Here is an 18,548-nt window from a genome sequence, read left to right as displayed (position 1 = left end):
CACATCATCAGCCGCAAGACCCGACGTAGCCGCAGGCCGTGCAGTGGTCGCAGCCATCCTTGCGGATCATGGCGTGCGCGCCGCACTCGGGGCACTTGCGGCCGGCCATCTGGCCCGGCACCGACAAGGCGACGGCCGACGGCGCGGCGGCCGGCGTGGCGATGGACACCGCGCCCGTCACGCCCTGGCGGCGCTCCAGGATGTTCTGCACCGCGAAGGCGAGCGCCGCGACCTCGGAGTCGTGCCACATCGGAATGACGGCACCGTCTTCACGCGTGCGTGTGCCCAGGCGCACGGGGCCGCGGTCCCAGGCGACCTTGCGCATGTCGCGCAGCGCGCGCGCCAGGAAGCCGCCGCGCGCGGCCAGCGACAGCAGGCGCATGCTGGCGGTGATCCACTGCTGCGACTCGGCGCGCTGGCCCACGGGCATGAAGAACTCGATGGCGCGCGACTGCGTGCCGCCCTGCCCGTCGGACGCCGGCACGGGCAGGAAGGACACCACGATGTAGGTGGTGTGGTGGCCTTCCTGCGTCCAGTACTCGATCTTCTCGGCCACCGCGTCCAGCGCGCCCAGCGGGCGCTGCTCGATCACGCTGCGCATCGGGTCGCCGGGCGGGGGCGCGGCAGGCTCCTCGGCCACGGCGGCGCCCGGCACCGACAGCACCGCGCCCAGGATGTCGTTGGGCCGGTAGGTGGCCAGGCCCTTCAGGCCGCCGCGCCAGGCCTTGAGGTACAGGTCCTTGAAGTCCTCGAACGGGTAGCTCGCGGGCACGTTCACCGTCTTGGAAATCGAGGTGTCGATGAAGGGCTGCACCGCGGCCATCATGCCCAGGTGGCCGTCCACGCCCATCTCCAGCGCGGAGACGAAGTACGGCGGCAACTGCTGCACGTCGCCACCGAGCGCGCGCCACAGGCGCCAGGCGTGGTCGCTCACCTCGTGCTCGCGCGTGCTGCCATCGGCCTCGCGCTTCTTGCGCGTGTACGTCCAGGAGAACGCGGGCTCGATGCCGTTGGACGCGTTGTCGGCAAAGGCCAGGCTCACCGTGCCGGTGGGCGCGATGGACAGCAGGTGGCTGTTGCGGATGCCGTGCGCGCGGATGGCCTGCTGAATGTCGGCCGGCAGGCGGCTGGCGAAGGTGCCGTCGGCGAGGTAGCTCTCGACGTCCAGCTTCGGGAAGGCGCCCTTCTCCTTGGCGAGCTCGACCGAGGCGCGGTAGGCCGAGTCGCGCAGGCGCTCGGCGATGCGCGCGGCCATGGCCACGCCGGCCTCGCTGTCGTAGCGCAGCTTCAACAAGATGAGCGCGTCGCCCAGGCCGGTGAAGCCGACGCCGATGCGGCGCTTGGCCTGCGCCTCGGCGCGCTGCTCGGGCAGCGGCCAGTAGGTCAGGTCGAGCACGTTGTCGAGCGCGCGCACCTGCAGGGCCACGGTGCGCTCGAAGGCCTCGAAGTCGAAGGCGGCGTCGCCGCCCACGCCAAAGGGGTGGCGCACGAAGCGCGTGAGGATGATGGGTCCGAGGTCGCAGCAGCCGTAAGGAGGGAGGGGTTGCTCGCCGCAGTTGTGCACCACGAGGCCGTTGGCATCGAATGCGTGCACGTCGTCCACCGTCACGTCGTAGACCGTCTCTTCGCCCTCGGGCTGCAGCGATTCGACGGTGGCAAGGAAGCGCTCGCGGTTGGGGGTGCGGCGGTAGTCGCCCAGCGCCTGTTCCAGCCGGGCCGCCTTGTCGCTGTCCTGGAAGCCGATGCGTTCGGCGAACAACTGCAGGTTGTCTTTGCAGATCACCAGCTCGTGCGAGGCGAGCGTCTGATAGTCGGCCGCGCCGCCACGGCCATCGGGCAGGCGGCGCGAACCGGCGGACCGGCGTTCGCGGTAGAGCGTCGACGCGATGCCCAGGCGCAGCAACATGCGCTGCACGGTTCGCAGCAGCGCCTCGTCGCTTTGCGACAGGCGAACGCTCACGTCCTTGTCCCGAGCGCCTTGCACGCTGCCGTCGGCATCGAACAGGCCACCGAGCAAGCCTTCGCAGAAATCGGAGGACCGCTGCTCCATCGCCGGCGTGATGCCCTTTCGGCCCGGTGCCATGCCCAGTGAGAACGCCAGATCGCGCAGCGCCGCGCTGCTCAGGCGCGCCTCGCCCCTGCCGGCGATCGGGCGCTGGAAGCCGCGGAAATCGGCTCGGTGCGTGAGCGTGGCGGCGGCGGCCTCGGCGGCTGCCACGATGCCGGCCGCACCCGACGCGGCGAAGGCCACGGTGTCCTGCCCGACGACGCGCAACTCGGGCGCCCAGACCGACAGCGTGGCCTTGTCGGCCTTGAGCGTGCCGTCACCGATCAGCAGGCCGAGCAGGTACCCCTCTTCGCGGGTACCTGTGCCGGCCCACCCCTGCAAGGCGCGGTGGTTGTTGAGCACGATTTCGTCACCCGGCCGCAGCCGGGCGGCCTCGGTCCAATCCAGCTCCATGCTGTAACGCGTCCTGCGTGCCACGCGGCGCACCCGGTGGTCGGCGGTCAGGCGCAAGGCGTGGCCTTCGCGCGTGCTCAGGCGCCACACGGGTTTGCGGCCGGTGTCGAAGAATCCCTCGCTGCGCACCGCGTAGCTGAGGCCGTCCACGACCGCGTGAAACCGACGCCCGATGAGGTCCTGCACGGTGCGCGGCCCCTCCTCGGTCATGACCCAGGTATCGGCCGTCACGCAAGGATTCGTGGCCTCGATGCTTTCGATCGCGCGCAGGTTGTTGTCGCGCCCGATGGCGTCGATGAACAGGATGCCCGGCTCGGCGAAGTCGTAGGCGGACTGCATGATCACGTCCCACAGATCGCGCGCGCGCACCGTCTCGTAGACCCAGCGGCCGTCGGCGCGCTGGTGCGCGCCGCGCGCCATCTGCTCCGGCCCCGGCTGCGCCGTGTGCACCAGCTCCCAGGGGCCATCGGCCAGCACCGCGTCCATGAAGGCGTCGGGCACGGCCACGGAGACGTTGAAGTTGTTCCAGCGCCCGGGCGTGCGCTTGGCGGTGATGAACTCGCGCACGTCGGGGTGGTCGATGCGCAGCACGCCCATCTGCGCGCCGCGCCGCGCGCCCGCGCTCTCCACCGTGGCGCAGGACTGGTCGAACACGTTGATGTAGCTGCACGGCCCCGACGCGACGGAGGCCGTGACCTTCACGCGCGCGCCGCGCGGTCGGATGCGCGAGAAGTCGTAGCCCACGCCGCCGCCGCGGCGCATGGTTTCGGCGGCCTCGCGCAGGGCCTCGTAGATGCCGGGGTAGCCGGCCTCGTCGCGGCCCTGGATGGAGTCGCCCACCGGCTGCACGAAGCAGTTGATGAGCGTGGCCTGCAGCTCGGTGCCGGCCGCGCTCATGATGCGCCCGGCGCCGATGCCGCCCTGGCGCAGCAGCGCCAGGAAGCGGGGTTCGAATTCGGCGCGGCGGTCCGGCGCCTCCACGCTGGCCAGGGCGCGTGCCACGCGCGCGAAGAGCTGCTCGCGCGTGGTTTCGCCGTCTTTGAGGTATTTCTCGCGCAACACCTCCTCACTGATCGGCTGGGGGTCCAGCTCGGGCAGGAGGTCGCGCGCGGTGGGTTCTCGGTTCATGGTCTCGGTGTCCTCGGGGCGCGTGGCCGCGCCCGGTCAATCGTCGATGATCTGTCCGTCGTGTTCCACGTACGGCGGGTAGGGACCGGTGCCGCTGCTGCTGGCCTGTGACGCCGCCACGAAGCCACCCGCGGCAGCGTCGAAGACGTGCACCTCGCCGTCCTCGATCACGTAGTGCCAGCCGTGCAGCGACAGGGTACCCGCTTCCACGGCGCGGCGCACCATCGGGTAGTCCATGAGCCGCTGCAGTTGCAGCACCACGCTGCGCTGCTCGGTGCGCCACTGGGCCTCGGGCGATGGCCGCACCGGCAGCAGGGCCTCTTGCACCAGCTCCAGCCAGACGCGCAGCGCCCGCGCCTCGTCGGGCACGCCCTCGTAGGCGGCGCGCACCGCGCCGCAGTGGCTGTGGCCGCAGACGACGATGCGCTCGACCTGCAGGCTCAGCACCGCAAACTCGATCGCCGCCATGGTGCCGTGCCAGCCGCGCGAACCGTCGTAGGGCGGGATGAGCGCGCCCACGTTGCGCACGATGAACAGCTCGCCCGGTCCGGCCCCGGTCAGCAGGTAGGGCACGAGGCGCGAGTCCGAGCAGCCGATGAACAGCGTGCGCGGGTGTTGCCCGTTGGCCACCAGGTCCTGGAAGCGCTGCTGGTGGCGCGGGAAATAGTCGGCGTGGAAATCGCGCAGGCGCGTGAGCAGCTCGTCGCCACCGGCCAGCGGCCCCGGGTTCATTGCACCAGCGGCGAGCCCGCGCCGTCGAGCGCGATGCCGCGCAGCTCGGCCTCGCCCACCAGGATCTGCATGTACTGGCGCCAGGCGATGGCGCGCGCCTGCAGTGCCAGCTCGTCGGCGATGCGCTCTGCGATGGCCTCGAAGGCTGGCAGGGTGCCGTTGCGCCGGCCCAGCACCTCGACGATGTGCAGGCCGTGGCGCGAGTGCACCAGACGCGGGTGCACGCCCATGCCCCAGGCGCTGTCGCGCAAGTGGAAGAGTTCGTTGGCGAGTTCGGGCGCGCAGTCCTCGGGCGCGATCCAGCCCAGGTCACCGCCGCGCGCGCCGCTCGGGCAGTTGGACAGGGTCTGCGCCAGTTGCTCGAAGCGACCGGGCCCCGCGTCCTGGCGCGTGAGTTCGAGCAGCGCCGCCTCGGCGCGCTGCGCCAGGCGGTGCACGTCCACACCCGGGGTGACGGCGAACAGGATGTGGCGGACGTGGCGCGCCTGGCCCACGACGTAACGCGGGCGGTTCGCCTCGTAGTGGCGGCGACAGGCCTCGGCGTCGGGCGTGGGCACGCGCACCTCCTCGTCCAGCATGGCTTCGATGGCGGCGCGCTCGCTCGCATTCAATGGCGGCGCGACGTCCACGTCCAGCGCCGGCAGGCGGCCCTGGCGCACCGCGGCCTGGCGCAGCAGCTCGGTGTGGGCGCGCTCCAGCAGTTCCTCGGGCGTCAGGCGTTCGCCGGGGCCGCTCAGGCGCACGCCATTGACGCGGGGCGCCTCGGCGCCCGGCCGCTCGGACGCGGGCAGGGTCTCGGCCTGGGCACTGGCATTCGAGGCGCAGCCGCAGTGGCCGCTGCCGCAACCGCCGGCCTGGGGTTCATGTGCGGTCATGGCTCAGCGCTCCTCGCGGGTGTGAAGGCCCAGGCGGCGGCTGCGCACCACCTGGTAGGGGCGCAGCACGTAGGCCAGCGTGGCGAAGCCGCTCCACACGTGCACCAGGCGCGAGAAGGGGAACAGCAGGAAGATCGTCATGCCCAACACCAGGTGCACCTTGAAGGGCCAGGCCATGTCCACCAGCACGCTGGCGTCGGGGCGGAAGGTGACCACGCTCTGCGCCCAGTGCGACAACGCCAGCATGGTCGCGCCATCGCTGTGGGAGATGGAGTACGGCAGCGTGACCAGGCCCAACATCAACTGCACCCACAGGATGACCAGGATGAACAGGTCCGTGCGGTGGCTGGTGAGGCGGATGCGCGGATCGAAGATGCGCCGGTGCAGCAGCAGGGTGAGGCCCACGAAGCACACCAGGCCGGCCACACCACCGGCCACCACGGCAAGCATCTGCTTGTTCGCGGGTGAAATGAAGGGGTCGTACACCCAGTGCGGCGTGAGCAGCCCCACGGCGTGCCCGAAGAACAAGAACAGGATGCCCGCGTGAAAGAGGTTGCTGCCCCAGCGCAGCTGGCCGGCGCGCAGCATCTGCGAGGAGTCGCTCTTCCACGTGTACTGGTCGCGGTCGAAGCGCGCCAGGCTGCCCATCAGGAACACCGAGAGGCAGACGTAGGGATAGACGTTGAACAGGAAGTTGTGCAAGGTGTTCATGGCTGGGCTCCCGAAGAAGCGGAACGAACGATGCGCACGGGCTGCGGCGGCGCTGGACGCGACTGGCCCGCGGTGGAGCAACCGCCGAAGACGGCGGGCTCTTCCCAGCTCTCGTCGAGTGGCTCGTCCTCGGCCACGGCAACGGCCTCGGCGCGCTCGCCGGCGAGTTCGAGCACGGCGGCCAACACGCTGGCGTAGGGGCTGCCCTTCTGGAGCAGGGCGCTGAAGATGGCACGCAGGATGTGGGCCGTCTCGGCCAGCAGCGCGCGGGCCTGGGCCGGCGGCTGCGTGGACGCGTATTCGAGCAGCACACCGAGGTGATCGGGCAGTTCGTCCTCGCGCAGCAGCAGGCCGGCCTGCTCGTAGGTGCGCACGAGGTCGATCATGGCCGGGCCCCGTTCACGCGAGTCGCCGTGCACGTGCTCGAACAGGTGCAGCGAGGTGCTGCGCCCGCGATCGAACAGCTCGACGAACTCGGCCTCCACGGCCAGCGCGGGGCGGCGCGCCAGGCGCAGGAGCAGTTGGCCCAGTTCACCGGCGCGCGCGGGCGACAACGCGCCCTCCGCGGCCAGCACGCGGGCCATGTCGGCGGCGTGTTCTCGCAGCACCGCGTCGGGGTAGCTCAGCAGCCGGGCCAGCACCCGCAGGGTGTGCGAAGCGGGGCGTTCCGCAGCGAAGGGGTTCTTCATGTCAGATCTCCGCCTGGATGGGAATCGTCCGGCGCTTCTCGCTGCCGAACAGGCTGGTGTCGGTGACGCCCTCGCTGCAACCATTGCCGAAGCTGAAGCCGCAACCGCCCTTGACGTTGAACGCGTTCTCGGCGTACTCGCGGTGCGTGCTGGGGACGACGAAGCGGTCCTCGTAGTTGGCGATGGCCATCACGCGGTACATCGCCTCCACCTCCGACGCCGTGAGGCCCACCTGGTCGAGCACGCTCTGGTTGAGCACGCCGTCCACGTGCTTGCTGCGCTGGTACGCGCGCATGGCCAGCATGCGCTCCAGGGCACGGGCCACGGGCTGCGTGTCGCCCGCGGTGAGCAGGTTGGCCAGGTACTTGAGGGGAATGCGCAGTTGCGAGATGTCCGGTATCTCGCCGTTGATGCCCACGTTGCCGGCGTTGGCCGCGGCGGTGATGGGCGACAGCGGCGGCACGTACCAGACCATGGGCAGCGTGCGGTACTCGGGGTGCAGCGGCAGGGCCACCTGCCAATCGACGGCCATTTTGTAGACCGGGCTGTGGCGCGCCGCCTCCAGCCAGGCCTCGGGAATGCCGTCGGCGCGCGCCTGCGCGATCACGGCCGGGTCGTTCGGGTCGAGGAAGATGTCCAGCTGCGAGCGGTAGAGGTCGATCTCCTGCTCGGTGCTGGCGGCCTCGGCGATGCGGTCGGCGTCGTAGAGCAGCACGCCCAGGTAGCGGATGCGACCGACACAGGTCTCGCTGCACACGGTGGGCTGGCCGGCCTCGATGCGCGGGTAGCAGAAGGTGCACTTCTCGGCCTTGCCGCTCTTCCAGTTGTAGTAGATCTTCTTGTAGGGGCAGCCGCTCACGCACATGCGCCAGCCGCGGCACTTGTCCTGGTCGATCAGGACGATGCCGTCTTCCTCGCGCTTGTAGATGGAGCCCGAGGGGCAGGACGCCACGCAGGCCGGGTTGAGGCAGTGCTCGCACAGGCGCGGCAGGTACATCATGAAAGTGTTCTCGAACTCCCCCACCATGGCCTTCTGCGCGTCGAGGAAGCCGTCGAAGTTGGCGTCCTTGCTGCGCTTGGCGAATTCGCCGCCGAGGATTTCCTCCCAGTTCGGGCCCCACTCGATCTTCTCCATGCGCTGGCCGGTGATGAGCGAGCGCGGCCGCGCGGTGGGCGCGTGCCGCATCTCGGGCGCGGACTGCAGGTGGTCGTAGTCGAAGGTGAAGGGCTCGTAGTAGTCGTCGATCTGCGGCAGGTTCGGGTTGGCGAAGATCTTCATCAGCAGCGACCACCGGCCGCCTTGGCGCGGCTCGATGCCGCCGTCGGCGCGGCGCACCCAGCCGCCCTTCCAGCGGTCCTGGTTCTCCCATTCCTTGGGGTAGCCGATGCCGGGCTTGCTCTCGACGTTGTTGAACCAGGCGTACTCGACGCCGGGCCGCGTGGTCCACACGTTCTTGCAGGTGACCGAGCAGGTGTGGCAGCCGATGCACTTGTCCAGGTTGAGGACCATGCCGATCTGTGCGCGAACTTTCATGGTGCCTCCCGCCGGGCCGCCCCAAGGGAGGCAAGCGCCCCCCCGGGGGGCAGCGAACGAATGTGAGCGTGGGGGTTCATGGATTTTCTCCTTGTGCCTGGTAGGCAGCTGCCAGGTGGTCGTCGCGCGGGGTGTCGAGCCAGTCGACCTTGCGCATCTTTCGCACCACCACGAACTCGTCGCGGTTGGTGCCGATGGTTCCGTAGTAGTTGAAGCCGTAGCTGAGCTGTGCGTAGCCGCCGATCATGTGCGTCGGCTTGAGCACGATGCGCGTGACCGAGTTGTGGATGCCGCCGCGCACGCCGGTGATCTCGGAGCCCGGCGTGTTGATGATCTTTTCCTGCGAGTGGTACATGAGCACCATGCCGGGGTTCACGCGCTGGCTCACCACCGCGCGCGCGGCCACCGCGCCGTTCACGTTGAACAGCTCCACCCAGTCGTTGTCTTCGATGCCGGCGCGTTTCGCGTCGGTCTCGCTGAGCCAGATCACCGTGCCCCCGCGGTTGAGCGTGAGCATGATGAGGTTGTCGCTGTACGTGCTGTGGATGCCCCACTTCTGGTGCGGCGTGATGAAGTTCAGCACGATCTCGGTGTGGCCGTTGGGCTTGCGGCCCTGCACCTCGCCCGTGGTCTTCAGGTCCACCGGCGGCCGGTAGCTGCTGAAGCCCTCGCCGAAGGCGATCATCCAGGGATGGTCCTGGTAGAACTGCTGGCGCCCGGTGAGGGTGCGCCAGGGGATCAGCTCATGCACGTTGGTGTAGCCGGCGTTGTAGGAGACGGTCTCGCTCTCGATGCCGCTCCAGGTGGGCGAACTGATGATCTTGCGCGGCTGCGCCTGGATGTCGCGGAAGCGGATCTTCTCGTCCTCGCGGTACAGGGCCAGGTGCTTGTGGTCGCGGCCCGTGGCCTTGCCCAGCGCTTCCCAGGCCTTCACGGCGACGTGGCCGTTGGTCTCCGGCGCCAGCTGCAGGATCACCTCGCAGGCGTCGATGTCGCTGACGATGCGCGGCATGCCCTGCGTGGGGCCGGGCTCTTCGGTGCTGCCGTTGAGCTGGCCGAGCTGGGTCACCTCCAGATCGGTGGTCCACGCGATGCCCTTGCCACCGTTGCCCACCTTGTTCATGAGCGGGCCCAGGGCGGTGAAGCGCTTGAAGACGTTGGGGTAATCGCGCTCGACCACCGCGATCTGCGGCGCGGTCTTGCCCGGGATCAGCTCGCACTGGCCCTTCTTCCATTCCTTCACCTCGAAGGGCTGGGCCAGTTCGGCCGGGCTGTCGTGCATCAGCGGCGTGAGCACGACCTCTTTCTCGACGCCCAGGTGGCCCACGCAGACCTCGCTGAAGGCCTTGGCGAAACCCTTGTAGATCTCCCAGTCGCTGCGGCTCTGCCACACCGGGTCCACCGCGGCGGAGAGCGGATGGATGAAGGGGTGCATGTCGCTGGTGTTGAGGTCGTTCTTCTCGTACCAGCTCGCGGTGGGCAGCACGATGTCGCTGTACAGGCAGGTGGTGCTCATGCGGAAGTCGAGCGTCACCAGCAGGTCGAGCTTGCCCTCGGGCGCCTCGTCGTGCCAGCGCACCTCGGTGGGCTTGGCGTCGTCCGGGCCCAGATCCGCGCCCTGCACGCCGTGCTGCGTGCCCAGCAGGTGGCGGCAGAAGTACTCGTGGCCCTTGCCGCTGGAGCCCAGCAGGTTGGAGCGCCACACGAACAGGTTGCGCGGCCAGTTCTGCGGCGCGTCCGGGTCCTCGCAGCTCATCTCCAGCGTGCCGTCCTTGAGCGCCTTGACCACGTAGTCCTTCGGGTCCATGCCAGCGGCGGTGGCGTCCTTCACCACCTGCAGCGGGTTGGTGCGCAGCTGCGGCGCGCTGGGCAGCCAGCCCATGCGTTCGGCGCGCACGTTGTAGTCGATCATGCTGCCGCCCCAGGCGGCCTTGTCGGCCAGCGGGCTCACGATCTCCTCGAGGCCGAGTTTCTCGTAGCGCCATTGGTCGGTGTGGGCGTAGAAGAAGCTGGTGCTGTTCTGCTGGCGCGGCGGGCGGATCCAGTCGAGCGCGAAGGCCAGCGCGGTCCAGCCGGTCTGCGGGCGCAGCTTCTCCTGGCCCACGTAATGCGCCCAGCCACCCCCGCTCTGGCCGATGCAGCCGCACATCATCAGCAGGTTGATCACGCCGCGGTAGTTCATGTCGGCGTGGTACCAGTGGTTCATGGCCGCGCCGATGATCACCATGGACTTGCCGCGGGTCTTGTCGGCGTTGTCGGCGAACTGGGTGGCCACGGTGATGACCTGGTCGCGGGGCACGCCGGTGATGCGCTCCTGCCAGGCGGGGGTGTAGGGCGCATCGTCGTCGAACGAGGCCGCGCCGCTGCCCAGGCCGCGGTCGATGCCGTACTGCGCGACCTGCAGGTCGAACACGGTGGCCACCAGGGCGTGCCGCTCTTCACCGGCTTTTCCCAGGCGCAGGCGAACGGCGGGCACGCGCGCGTGGTTCACCTCGCCGGTGCCTGCGTTGGCGGTGAAGTGCGGCGAGGCCTGGCCGCCGAAGTAGGGGAAGCCCACGTCCACCACCTCGTGCGCCTGCTCGCCGTCCTCCAGCACCGAGAGCTTGAGCCGCACCTCGCCACCGTGGCGCGCCTCCTTGTTCTCCAGGTTCCAGCGGCCGGCGTCCTCGCGGCCCTCGGGGCCCCAGCGAAAACCGATGGATCCGTTCGGCAGCACGGCGCGGCCATCGGCGTCGAAGGCCACGGTCTTCCACTCGGGGTTGTTCTTCTGGCCCAGGCGGCCGTTGAAGTCGCTGGCGCGCAGGTAGCGGTCGGGCACCTGCACCACGCGGCCGTCGGGCAGGGTCTGCTCCTTCAGCAGCACCAGCATGGGCAGGTCGGTGTAGCGGCGCGCGTAGTCGTCGAAATAGGCCGATCGTTGGCCCGCCTCGGGGAAGTAGAAGCGCTTGAGCACCACATGGCCCATGGCCATGGCCAGCGCGGCGTCCGTGCCTTGCTTGGGGTGCAGCCAGAGGTCGGACAGCTTGGCGACCTCGGAGTAGTCGGGCGTGACGGCCACCGTCTTGGTGCCCTTGTAGCGGACCTCGGTGAAGAAGTGCGCATCGGGCGTGCGCGTCTGCGGGACGTTGGAGCCCCAGGCGATGATGTACGAGCTGTTGTACCAGTCGGCCGATTCGGGCACGTCGGTCTGCTCGCCCCAGATCTGGGGGCTGGCCGGCGGCAGGTCGCAGTACCAGTCGTAGAAGCTCATGCACACGCCACCGATGAGCGAGAGGTAGCGCGAGCCGGCGGCGTAGCTGACCATGCTCATGGCCGGGATGGGCGAGAAGCCGATGATGCGGTCCGGCCCGTGCTGCTTGATGGTGTAGACGTTGGCCGCGGCGATGAGCTGGTTGACCTCGTCCCAGGTGCTGCGCACGAAGCCACCCATGCCGCGCACCTGCTGGTAGTCGCGGCGGGCGTCGGCGTTCTCCACGATGCTGGCCCAGGCGGCCACCGGGTCCTTGGCCACGGCGAGCGCGGCGCGCCAGCGCTGCAGCAGGCGCGCGCGCACCATGGGGTACTTGACGCGGTTGGCGCTGTACAGGTACCAGGAATACGAGGCGCCGCGCGCGCAGCCGCGCGGCTCGTGGTTGGGCATGTCCCAGCGCGTGCGCGGGTAGTCGGTCTGCTGGGTTTCCCAGGTGACGATGCCGCCCTTGACGTAGATCTTCCACGAGCAGCTGCCCGTGCAGTTCACGCCGTGGGTGCTGCGCACGATCTTGTCGTGCGCCCAGCGGTTGCGGTAGGCGTCTTCCCAGGTGCGGTCTTCGGCGGTGACCTGGCCGTGCCCGTCGGCGAAGGACTCGCGCGGCAGCTTGAAGTGCATCAGGCGGTCGAGGAAATGGCTCATGCGGAACTCCGGGTGTGTGACGGGCGTGTTCAGGGATTGCGGATCTCGGCGCTCTTGCGCAGGTAGAACCACCAGTTGAGGACGAGGCAGGCGGCGTAGAAGGCGGCGAAGCCGTACATCGCGAGCTGCGGCGTGCCGGCCTTGATCTGTGCGCCGATGACGACCGGCGCGACGAAGGCGCCGTAGGCCGCCACGGCCGAGGTCCAGCCGAGCACGGGGCCGGCCTGCTGGCGGTCGAAGATGACGCCGATGGTGCGGAAGGTGGAGCCGTTGCCGATGCCGCTGGCGATGAAGATCACCACGAACAGGCCGAGGAAGGCGGTGAAGTAGCGCTCGGGCGTGGCCGAGCCGTAGGCCTGCATCATCACGTAGCCCACCGCCACCGAGGCCAGCACCATCAAGGCCGAGATGACCTGGGTGACGATCGAGCCGCCCACCTTGTCCGAGATCCATCCGCCCACGGGCCGCACCGCCGCGCCCACGAAGGGCCCGATCCAGGCGTAGGTGAGCGCGGACGGCGCGTTCGGGTTCTTCAGGGTGTGCTGCATCACGCCCTGCGCGTCGGCGACGTGCTGGAAGCCGAAGATCACCGTGATGGCCAGGGGCAGCACCATCGAGAACCCGATGAAGGAGCCGAAGGTGACGATGTAGAGCGCGGTGAGCGACCAGGTGTGCTTGTTGCGGAAGATGCCGAACTGTTTGGCCACGCCCTCCTTCATGGGGCCGAAGGCGGCCAGGCGCATCACCAGCAGGGCCATCGCGATGTCCAGCAGCACCGCCACCCAGATGTTGAGCAGCCCCAGCCCGGTGGGCGCGGGCAGGTAGAGGTAGAGGATGGCGATGGCCGGCACGAAGGCCAGCGTGTAGAGGTAGGTGATCTTCGCGTAGGCCACCAGCGGGTGGCCCGCGTCGGGCGAGACGGTGCGCAGGTTGTTCATGCCGAACCAGCACACGGCGCTCAGCGGCACCAGCGATAGCAGCCAGGCGAAGCCGGCGTTCTGGATCCAGGTGGGCGTGCCCGCGGCGATCTTGCCGAAGATCCAGCCGCTGTCCTTTTGCAGCAGCATGGGTTCACCACCGAAGCTGCCGAAGATGCCCACCGTCATCACCAGCGGAATGACGATCTGCATGGTGGTGACGCCGAAGTTGCCCAGGCCGGCGTTGAGGCCCAGCGCCGTGCCCTGCAGCCGCTTCGGGAAGAAGGTGCTGATGTTGGACATGCTGGAGGCGAAGTTGCCGCCGCCCACGCCCGACCACAGGGCCATGAGCTGGAACACCCACAGCGGCCACTCGGGGTGCTGCAGGGCGATGCCGGTGCCGATGGCTGGCGCCAGCAGCATGGAGGTGGTGAGGAAGATGGTGTTGCGGCCACCGGCCAGGCGCACGAAGAACGAGGCCGGGATGCGCATGGTGGCACCCGAGATGCCCGCGATGGCGGTGAGCGTGAACAGCTCGGCCTGCGTGAACGGGAAGCCCAGGTTGAGCATCTGCACGGTGATGATTCCCCACATGCCCCAGACCGCGAAGCCGCACAGCAGCGCGGGGATCGAGATCCAGAGGTTGCGGTAGGCGATGCGCTTGCCGGTGCGTTCCCAGAACTGTTCGTCCTCGGGGCGCCAGTCGTCGATGTCGGGGCGCGTGGCGAGGCGGTGCTCGAACGAGGCGCCCGGTGCGTGCGGGGTGTTCATGGCGGTTCAGCCTTGGAGTGAGAAGGGTTTGGCGTGGCTGCCCAGCACCTCGGTCTGGCGCACCTCGGTCCAGTACATCCAGATGAGCGAGACCCAGACGACGCCGTAGAGCAGCATGAAGGCGCTGGAGCGGATGCCGGTGAGGTCGACCAGCACGCCGAAGAGGATGGGCAAAACGAAACCACCGAGGCCGCCGGCCAGGCCGACGATGCCGCTGATGGCGCCGATGTTCCCGGGGTAGTCGTCGGCGATGTACTTGAAGACGCTGGCCTTGCCGAAGGCCCAGGCGATGCCGAGCACGAACATCAGCGCGGTGAAGGCGTAGACGTTGAGGCCGATGTGGAAGGTCTGCGGGCCCTTGACGGTGGCGATGGTGAATTCCGTCTGCGGGTAGCTCAGCAGGAACAGGCAGACCCAGCTCACCCACAGCACCCACCAGGTGACCTTGTGCGCGCCGTACCTGTCGCTGAGCACGCCGCCCACGGCGCGCAGCACGCCACCCGGCAGCGAGAAGCAGGCCGCCAGCAGCGCGGCCACGCGGATGTCGAGCCCGTACTCGCCGATGTAGTACTGCACCATCCACAGCGCCAGTGCCACGTAACCGCCGAAGACGATGCTGTAGTACTGGCAGTACTTGAGCACCTTCGGGTCTTTCAAGGCCTTGAGCTGCTGCGCGAAACCGACCTGGCTGGGCACGAGGTGCGCCGGGTCGCTGTGGCTGAACAGCCAGAACAGCAGCACGGTGCCGGCCATGATGGCGGCGTACACCTGCGGCACCATCTGCCAGCCGAAGGCCACCAGGATCACCGGCGCCACGAACTTGTTGACCGCCGAGCCGCTGTTGCCGGCACCGTACACGCCCATGGCCATGCCCTGGCGGTGCTTGGGAAACCAGCGCGCCACGTAGGGCGTGCCGACCGAGAAAGAGCCGCCGGCCAGGCCGACGAACAGACCGATGACCAGGAAGTGCCAGAACTGCGTGGCGTAGGCCATGAGCCAGATCGCGGGCACCGTGGCCGCCATCAGCAAGGTCATGACGATGCGCCCGCCGTAGCGGTCGGTCCAGATGCCCAGCGGCACACGCACCAGCGAGCCCGTGAGCACCGGCGTGGCGGTGAGCAGGCCGAACTGCGTGGCGTTGAGGTCCAGCATCTGGCGGATCGGAATGCCGATCACGCCGAACATCATCCAGACCATGAAGCACACGGTGAAGGACCAGGTGCTGACGATCAGCACGGACCAGGCCTGGCGGGTTTTGACGGTGTCGTCGCTCATGTAGGCGCTCCATTGACCATGGCGACGACTGTGCTTTTTCGCCGGCCCAGCGACCATCCTTCGCACGGGCGAGCGCCGCGCGGCGAAGGAAGTAGGGGCGGCATCCTCCGGACGGCGTATGCCCCGGCAACACCCGGTTCAAGCACCCGGGCCTACCATGCGACATGGTTTTGCGCATCGCCCTGCCCGGCCAGGCCCGGGACACCGCCACCACCGAGGCACCGCTGGAAATGCTGTCGGCCTGCCACGGGCGCGTTCAGGCGCAGTGCGACACCCTGCGGCGGCTGCGCGCGCACCTGCCGCAACAGGGAGCGAACCGCGCGGCGGTGGAAGCGGCCGAGGCCGTCTTGCGCTACTTCCGACAGGCCGCGCCGCACCACCACGCCGACGAGGAGGCGGATCTCTTTCCCGCCTTGCTGGACGCGGCCGGCGAAGCCGGCCACACGGCCGTGCGCCGGCTCACGCGCTCACTGGTCGAGGACCACCGCGCGCTGGAGGCGCTGTGGCGGCGGCTGGAGGCGCAACTGGAGCGTGTGCGCGACGGCGATGGCGCGGCGCTGTCGGACGACACGGTCGAGGCATTCGCGAATGCCTACGCCAAGCACATCGAGCGCGAGGAAGGCGAGCTGTTGCCCCTGGCTTCCCGGCTGCTCGGCGATGCCGCGCTCGCTCGGGTCGGCGCCGCGATGCGCGAGCGGCGGGGCATCGAACGGCCCTGAAGCGCGGCCGGCGGTAAGGTTCGCCGGGCCTGCTCAGGCCAGCAGCCCGCGCTCGGTGGCGTAGACGGCGGCGTGCACGCGGTTGCTCAGGTCGAGCTTGCGCAGGATGTGCTGCACATGGATCTTCACCGTGGTTTCGGCGATGTCGAGCGCGCGGGCGATGTGTTTGTTGCTGTCGCCGCGCGCGATCAGGCGCAGGATTTCGCGCTCACGCGGCGACAAGGAGTGGATCGGATCGGACGGAGGCGGTTCTGGCCTTGCCCGCCCGGGCGGCGGCGGCGCCGATGACCGGGCGGCTGGCGCATCGCCCGCCGCCTCGGCGGCCGCATCGCCGCGCAGCAGGGCCACCAGCTTGCCCATCATCTCGGGACTGATGACCGAGTCGCCGTCGACCACGCGCCGGATCGAGGCCGCGAGGTCGGCGGTGTCGATGGTCTTGAGCAGGTAGCCGTCGGCGCCCGCGCGCAGGCCACGGGCGAGGTCGGCCTCGTTCTCGCTCACGGTGAGCATGAGCACGCGCGTGGCGGGCGCGGCGGCCTTGATCGCCGCGATGGCGTCGATGCCGGCGACGCCAGGCATGTGGTTGTCGAGCAGCACGAGGTCGGGCTGCAGCCGCTCGGCCAGGTTGACGGCGGCCGTGGCGTCGCCGGCCTCGCCAACCACCGAGACGCCGGCGTCCTGCGCGAGCAGGGCGATCAGCCCGCGGCGGAACAGGTGGTGGTCGTCGACCACGAGCAGGCGGACCGAGGACGCTTCGGTCATGTGGCGCCCTGCGCCTCGGCCGCGGGTGCCGGTACGTCGAGCGAGACCTCGGTGCCGCCGCCGGGACGGGAGAGGACCTGCACACTCGCGCCGATGCGCTGGGCGCGCTCGCGCATGATGTGCAGGCCCACGTGGGTGTCGGTGTCGCGCGCGCCGTCGGTGGCAAAGCCCCGACCGTTGTCGCGTACCGTGAATTGCCAATGCGGCCCACGCCGGACGTCCACCGACACCTCGCTCGCGTCGGCGTGCTTGCGCACGTTCGACAGCGCCTCCTGCACGACGTGCAGCACCTGCAACTGCGCGTCGGACGGCAGCGGAACGCCATGGCCTTGCACGTCCAGGCGCGCGCTCAGTCCACTCTGCAGCTCGAACTTGCGCAGCGTGGTGCGCAGCGCGTCCTCGATGTCGTCGCTGGGCGTGCGGGTGCGAAAGTGCACCAGCAGTTCGCGCACGTCGCCGGTGCTCTCGCGCACGCCAGCCTCGATCTCCTCGATGATGGCCGGCACCGCGGCCCGGTCGCCGCGTTCGACGGCGGCCTTGAGCAACGCCACCTGGATCTTCAGGAAGGACAGCGACTGCGCGATGGAGTCGTGCAGCTCGCGCGCCAGCAGGCCGCGCTCGTCGCTCACGGCCGCTTCGCGCAGCAGGGCCTGCGCGCGCAGGTTCTCGGCCGCGTTGGCCAGGTGACCGGCCAGGGCGTCGTAGAGACCGCGGTCGTCTTCGCCAAGCAAGGCCTCGTGCCGGTAGAAGAGGTTCAATTCGCCGAGCAGTTGGTCCTGGTGGCGGATGGGGACGCCGATCAGCGAGACATAGCCCGCCTGCGCGCAACCGCTCAGGCGCCGGTCCTCGGCGGTGGCGATGGGGATCACGCGCGTGCGGGCGGTGGCCGCCGGTTGGCCGCAGGCGCACAGGCCCGCCTCCAGGCAGCGCTCGTCTTCCACCAGTTGCTCGGGCAGGCAATCGCTGGCGAGCATGAAGTAGCGGCGCGTGCCTTCGTCGCTCCAGCGGATGGCCACCGCATCGGCGCCGCTGACGGCGCGCAGCTTGCGCGCAAAGCCGCGTGCCAGTTCGTCGAGCGTGCGCGCCTCGACAATGAGCGAACTCACCGCATACAGGGCGGCCAGGCGCGCGCGCTTGCCTTCGAGGTCGCGCGTTTTGGCCTGCACCTGTCGCTCCAGGCCGTGGTAGAGGCCTTGCAGGGTTTGCGCCATGTGGTTGAAGCCCGCCGCGAGTTCGGCGAATTCCTGGTGCGACTCCAGCTCCACGCGCGCGGTGAAGTCGCCCCCTTCGATCTGGCGCAGGCCCGCGCGCAGGCGCTTGAGCGGCTGGATCACCAGCAACTGGCCCACATACAGCGAGACCACCGCCGCCGCCACCGCCATGGCCATCATGACGAACTGGAACAGGTTGAGCACGGCCGTGTAGCGCCACATGGTGGATTCCATCGCGCGCACCAGGGCGTCGATGGGCTCGACCAGCGCGTCGACACGCGCCGTGAGTGCGGTGGCGTCGAGCGTGGACCCGCCGCGCTCGGTCCACACGGGCCGCAGCGCGTCCCAGCGACCCCGAATGTCGGCGAAGCGCTCGCGGCTGGCTTCGCTCCATGGCACCGCCAGCGGGCGCTGCGGATCACCCTCGGCCAGCAGCGCGAGCGTGCTGTCGACCTCGGCCACGAGCGCCTGGATGCGGGCGGGTTCGCGCCCGCCTTGCCAGGCACTGGCCAGCCGCCAGGATTGCATGCGCAGACGCCCGGCCTCGTTCACCGCGGCGGCGCCACCCTCGAGCTGGCGCGTGACCCACATCGTCATGCCGATCGACAGCAGCGCCAGCAGCAGCAGCGCCAGGCCGATGAGCACGAACTTGGTGGAGAGCTGGCGAGGCCAGGCTCGGGTCGCAGGGAACATGGGTGACAGCGGAAGTGCGCAGGGATTGTCGCGCCCCCGTGCCTGCGCTGTCCATGCGGACGGGCGCGGCCGTTGCGGGCCCATCGTTCTTCCGGAGGATGGCGCGCGCCAGGCACCTTCCACCGAAGGATGGCGCGGCGGTGCGGCCGCGCGCACAGTGGCGCCATGCGCCGCTCCG

12 protein-coding genes are annotated in these 18,548 nt (G+C 69.5%); 1 reads left to right on the top strand and 11 read right to left on the bottom strand.

From position 1 onward, the window contains the following. Positions 1-7 precede the first annotated feature (7 nt). The 9 genes from VLG41_RS06905 to VLG41_RS06865 all read right to left on the bottom strand — a co-directional run bounded on the left by VLG41_RS06905 (position 8) and on the right by VLG41_RS06865 (position 14,985). Positions 8-3,589: an LAGLIDADG family homing endonuclease gene (locus tag VLG41_RS06905; RefSeq protein ID WP_325348653.1), complete on the bottom strand. Its 3,582-nt coding sequence runs from the start codon at positions 3,587-3,589 to the stop codon at positions 8-10. Between the two features lie 36 nt (positions 3,590-3,625). Then, positions 3,626-4,321, bottom strand: a complete 696-nt coding sequence (locus VLG41_RS06900) for a carbonic anhydrase (protein WP_325348652.1) — start codon at positions 4,319-4,321, stop codon at positions 3,626-3,628. Further along, positions 4,318-5,196: a peptidylprolyl isomerase gene (locus VLG41_RS06895; RefSeq protein WP_325348651.1), complete on the bottom strand. Its 879-nt coding sequence runs from the start codon at positions 5,194-5,196 to the stop codon at positions 4,318-4,320. The genes VLG41_RS06900 and VLG41_RS06895 overlap by 4 nt, the downstream gene beginning before the upstream one ends. Positions 5,197-5,199: 3 nt before the next feature. After that, positions 5,200-5,907, bottom strand: coding sequence for a respiratory nitrate reductase subunit gamma (gene narI, locus VLG41_RS06890; protein WP_325348650.1), 708 nt, complete (start codon positions 5,905-5,907; stop codon positions 5,200-5,202). Beyond that, positions 5,904-6,596: a nitrate reductase molybdenum cofactor assembly chaperone gene (narJ, locus tag VLG41_RS06885; protein ID WP_325348649.1), complete on the bottom strand. Its 693-nt coding sequence runs from the start codon at positions 6,594-6,596 to the stop codon at positions 5,904-5,906. The genes narI and narJ overlap by 4 nt, the downstream gene beginning before the upstream one ends. A 1-nt stretch (position 6,597) precedes the next feature. Then, complete coding sequence (gene narH, locus VLG41_RS06880) at positions 6,598-8,130, bottom strand: nitrate reductase subunit beta (RefSeq protein ID WP_325348648.1); 1,533 nt, start codon at positions 8,128-8,130, stop codon at positions 6,598-6,600. 76 nt (positions 8,131-8,206) lie between these two features. Further along, on the bottom strand, positions 8,207-12,022 hold the full coding sequence (locus tag VLG41_RS06875) for a nitrate reductase subunit alpha (RefSeq protein ID WP_325348647.1): 3,816 nt from the start codon (positions 12,020-12,022) through the stop codon (positions 8,207-8,209). Between the two features lie 29 nt (positions 12,023-12,051). Next, positions 12,052-13,710 carry an MFS transporter gene (locus VLG41_RS06870; protein WP_325348646.1) on the bottom strand — a complete coding sequence of 553 codons (1,659 nt, stop codon included), beginning with the start codon at positions 13,708-13,710 and terminating at the stop codon, positions 12,052-12,054. Between the two features lie 6 nt (positions 13,711-13,716). Further along, complete coding sequence (locus tag VLG41_RS06865) at positions 13,717-14,985, bottom strand: nitrate/nitrite transporter (protein WP_325348645.1); 1,269 nt, start codon at positions 14,983-14,985, stop codon at positions 13,717-13,719. A gap of 164 nt (positions 14,986-15,149) precedes the next feature. On the opposite strand from VLG41_RS06865, the gene VLG41_RS06860 reads away from it, so the two are divergent. Further along, positions 15,150-15,704: a hemerythrin domain-containing protein gene (locus VLG41_RS06860; protein ID WP_325348644.1), complete on the top strand. Its 555-nt coding sequence runs from the start codon at positions 15,150-15,152 to the stop codon at positions 15,702-15,704. 33 nt (positions 15,705-15,737) lie between these two features. On the opposite strand, the gene VLG41_RS06855 is transcribed toward VLG41_RS06860, so the two are convergent. Together VLG41_RS06855 and VLG41_RS06850 are read right to left on the bottom strand one after the other, a co-directional pair. Beyond that, complete coding sequence (locus VLG41_RS06855) at positions 15,738-16,466, bottom strand: response regulator transcription factor (RefSeq protein ID WP_325348643.1); 729 nt, start codon at positions 16,464-16,466, stop codon at positions 15,738-15,740. After that, the gene (locus VLG41_RS06850; RefSeq protein WP_325348642.1) at positions 16,463-18,370 is read right to left on the bottom strand and encodes a type IV pili methyl-accepting chemotaxis transducer N-terminal domain-containing protein; all 1,908 of its coding nucleotides are present in this window, start codon (positions 18,368-18,370) and stop codon (positions 16,463-16,465) included. Before VLG41_RS06850 ends, VLG41_RS06855 begins: the two co-directional genes overlap by 4 nt. Positions 18,371-18,548 lie beyond the last annotated feature (178 nt).

The organism is Hydrogenophaga sp., assembly GCF_035481345.1.
GTDB lineage: Bacteria > Pseudomonadota > Gammaproteobacteria > Burkholderiales > Burkholderiaceae_C > Hydrogenophaga.
The sequence above is the reverse complement of the archived record's forward strand: the minus strand, read 5'-3'. Positions and strand labels throughout refer to the sequence as shown.

Coding starts and splice junctions, on each gene's coding strand:
- VLG41_RS06905 (WP_325348653.1), bottom strand. CDS start 3,589: ATGAACCGAGAACCCACCGCGCGCGACCTCCTGCCCGAGCTGGACCCC.
- VLG41_RS06900 (WP_325348652.1), bottom strand. CDS start 4,321: ATGAACCCGGGGCCGCTGGCCGGTGGCGACGAGCTGCTCACGCGCCTG.
- VLG41_RS06895 (WP_325348651.1), bottom strand. CDS start 5,196: ATGACCGCACATGAACCCCAGGCCGGCGGTTGCGGCAGCGGCCACTGC.
- narI (WP_325348650.1), bottom strand. CDS start 5,907: ATGAACACCTTGCACAACTTCCTGTTCAACGTCTATCCCTACGTCTGC.
- narJ (WP_325348649.1), bottom strand. CDS start 6,596: ATGAAGAACCCCTTCGCTGCGGAACGCCCCGCTTCGCACACCCTGCGG.
- narH (WP_325348648.1), bottom strand. CDS start 8,130: ATGAAAGTTCGCGCACAGATCGGCATGGTCCTCAACCTGGACAAGTGC.
- VLG41_RS06875 (WP_325348647.1), bottom strand. CDS start 12,022: ATGAGCCATTTCCTCGACCGCCTGATGCACTTCAAGCTGCCGCGCGAG.
- VLG41_RS06870 (WP_325348646.1), bottom strand. CDS start 13,710: ATGAACACCCCGCACGCACCGGGCGCCTCGTTCGAGCACCGCCTCGCC.
- VLG41_RS06865 (WP_325348645.1), bottom strand. CDS start 14,985: ATGAGCGACGACACCGTCAAAACCCGCCAGGCCTGGTCCGTGCTGATC.
- VLG41_RS06860 (WP_325348644.1), top strand. CDS start 15,150: ATGGTTTTGCGCATCGCCCTGCCCGGCCAGGCCCGGGACACCGCCACC.
- VLG41_RS06855 (WP_325348643.1), bottom strand. CDS start 16,466: ATGACCGAAGCGTCCTCGGTCCGCCTGCTCGTGGTCGACGACCACCAC.
- VLG41_RS06850 (WP_325348642.1), bottom strand. CDS start 18,370: ATGTTCCCTGCGACCCGAGCCTGGCCTCGCCAGCTCTCCACCAAGTTC.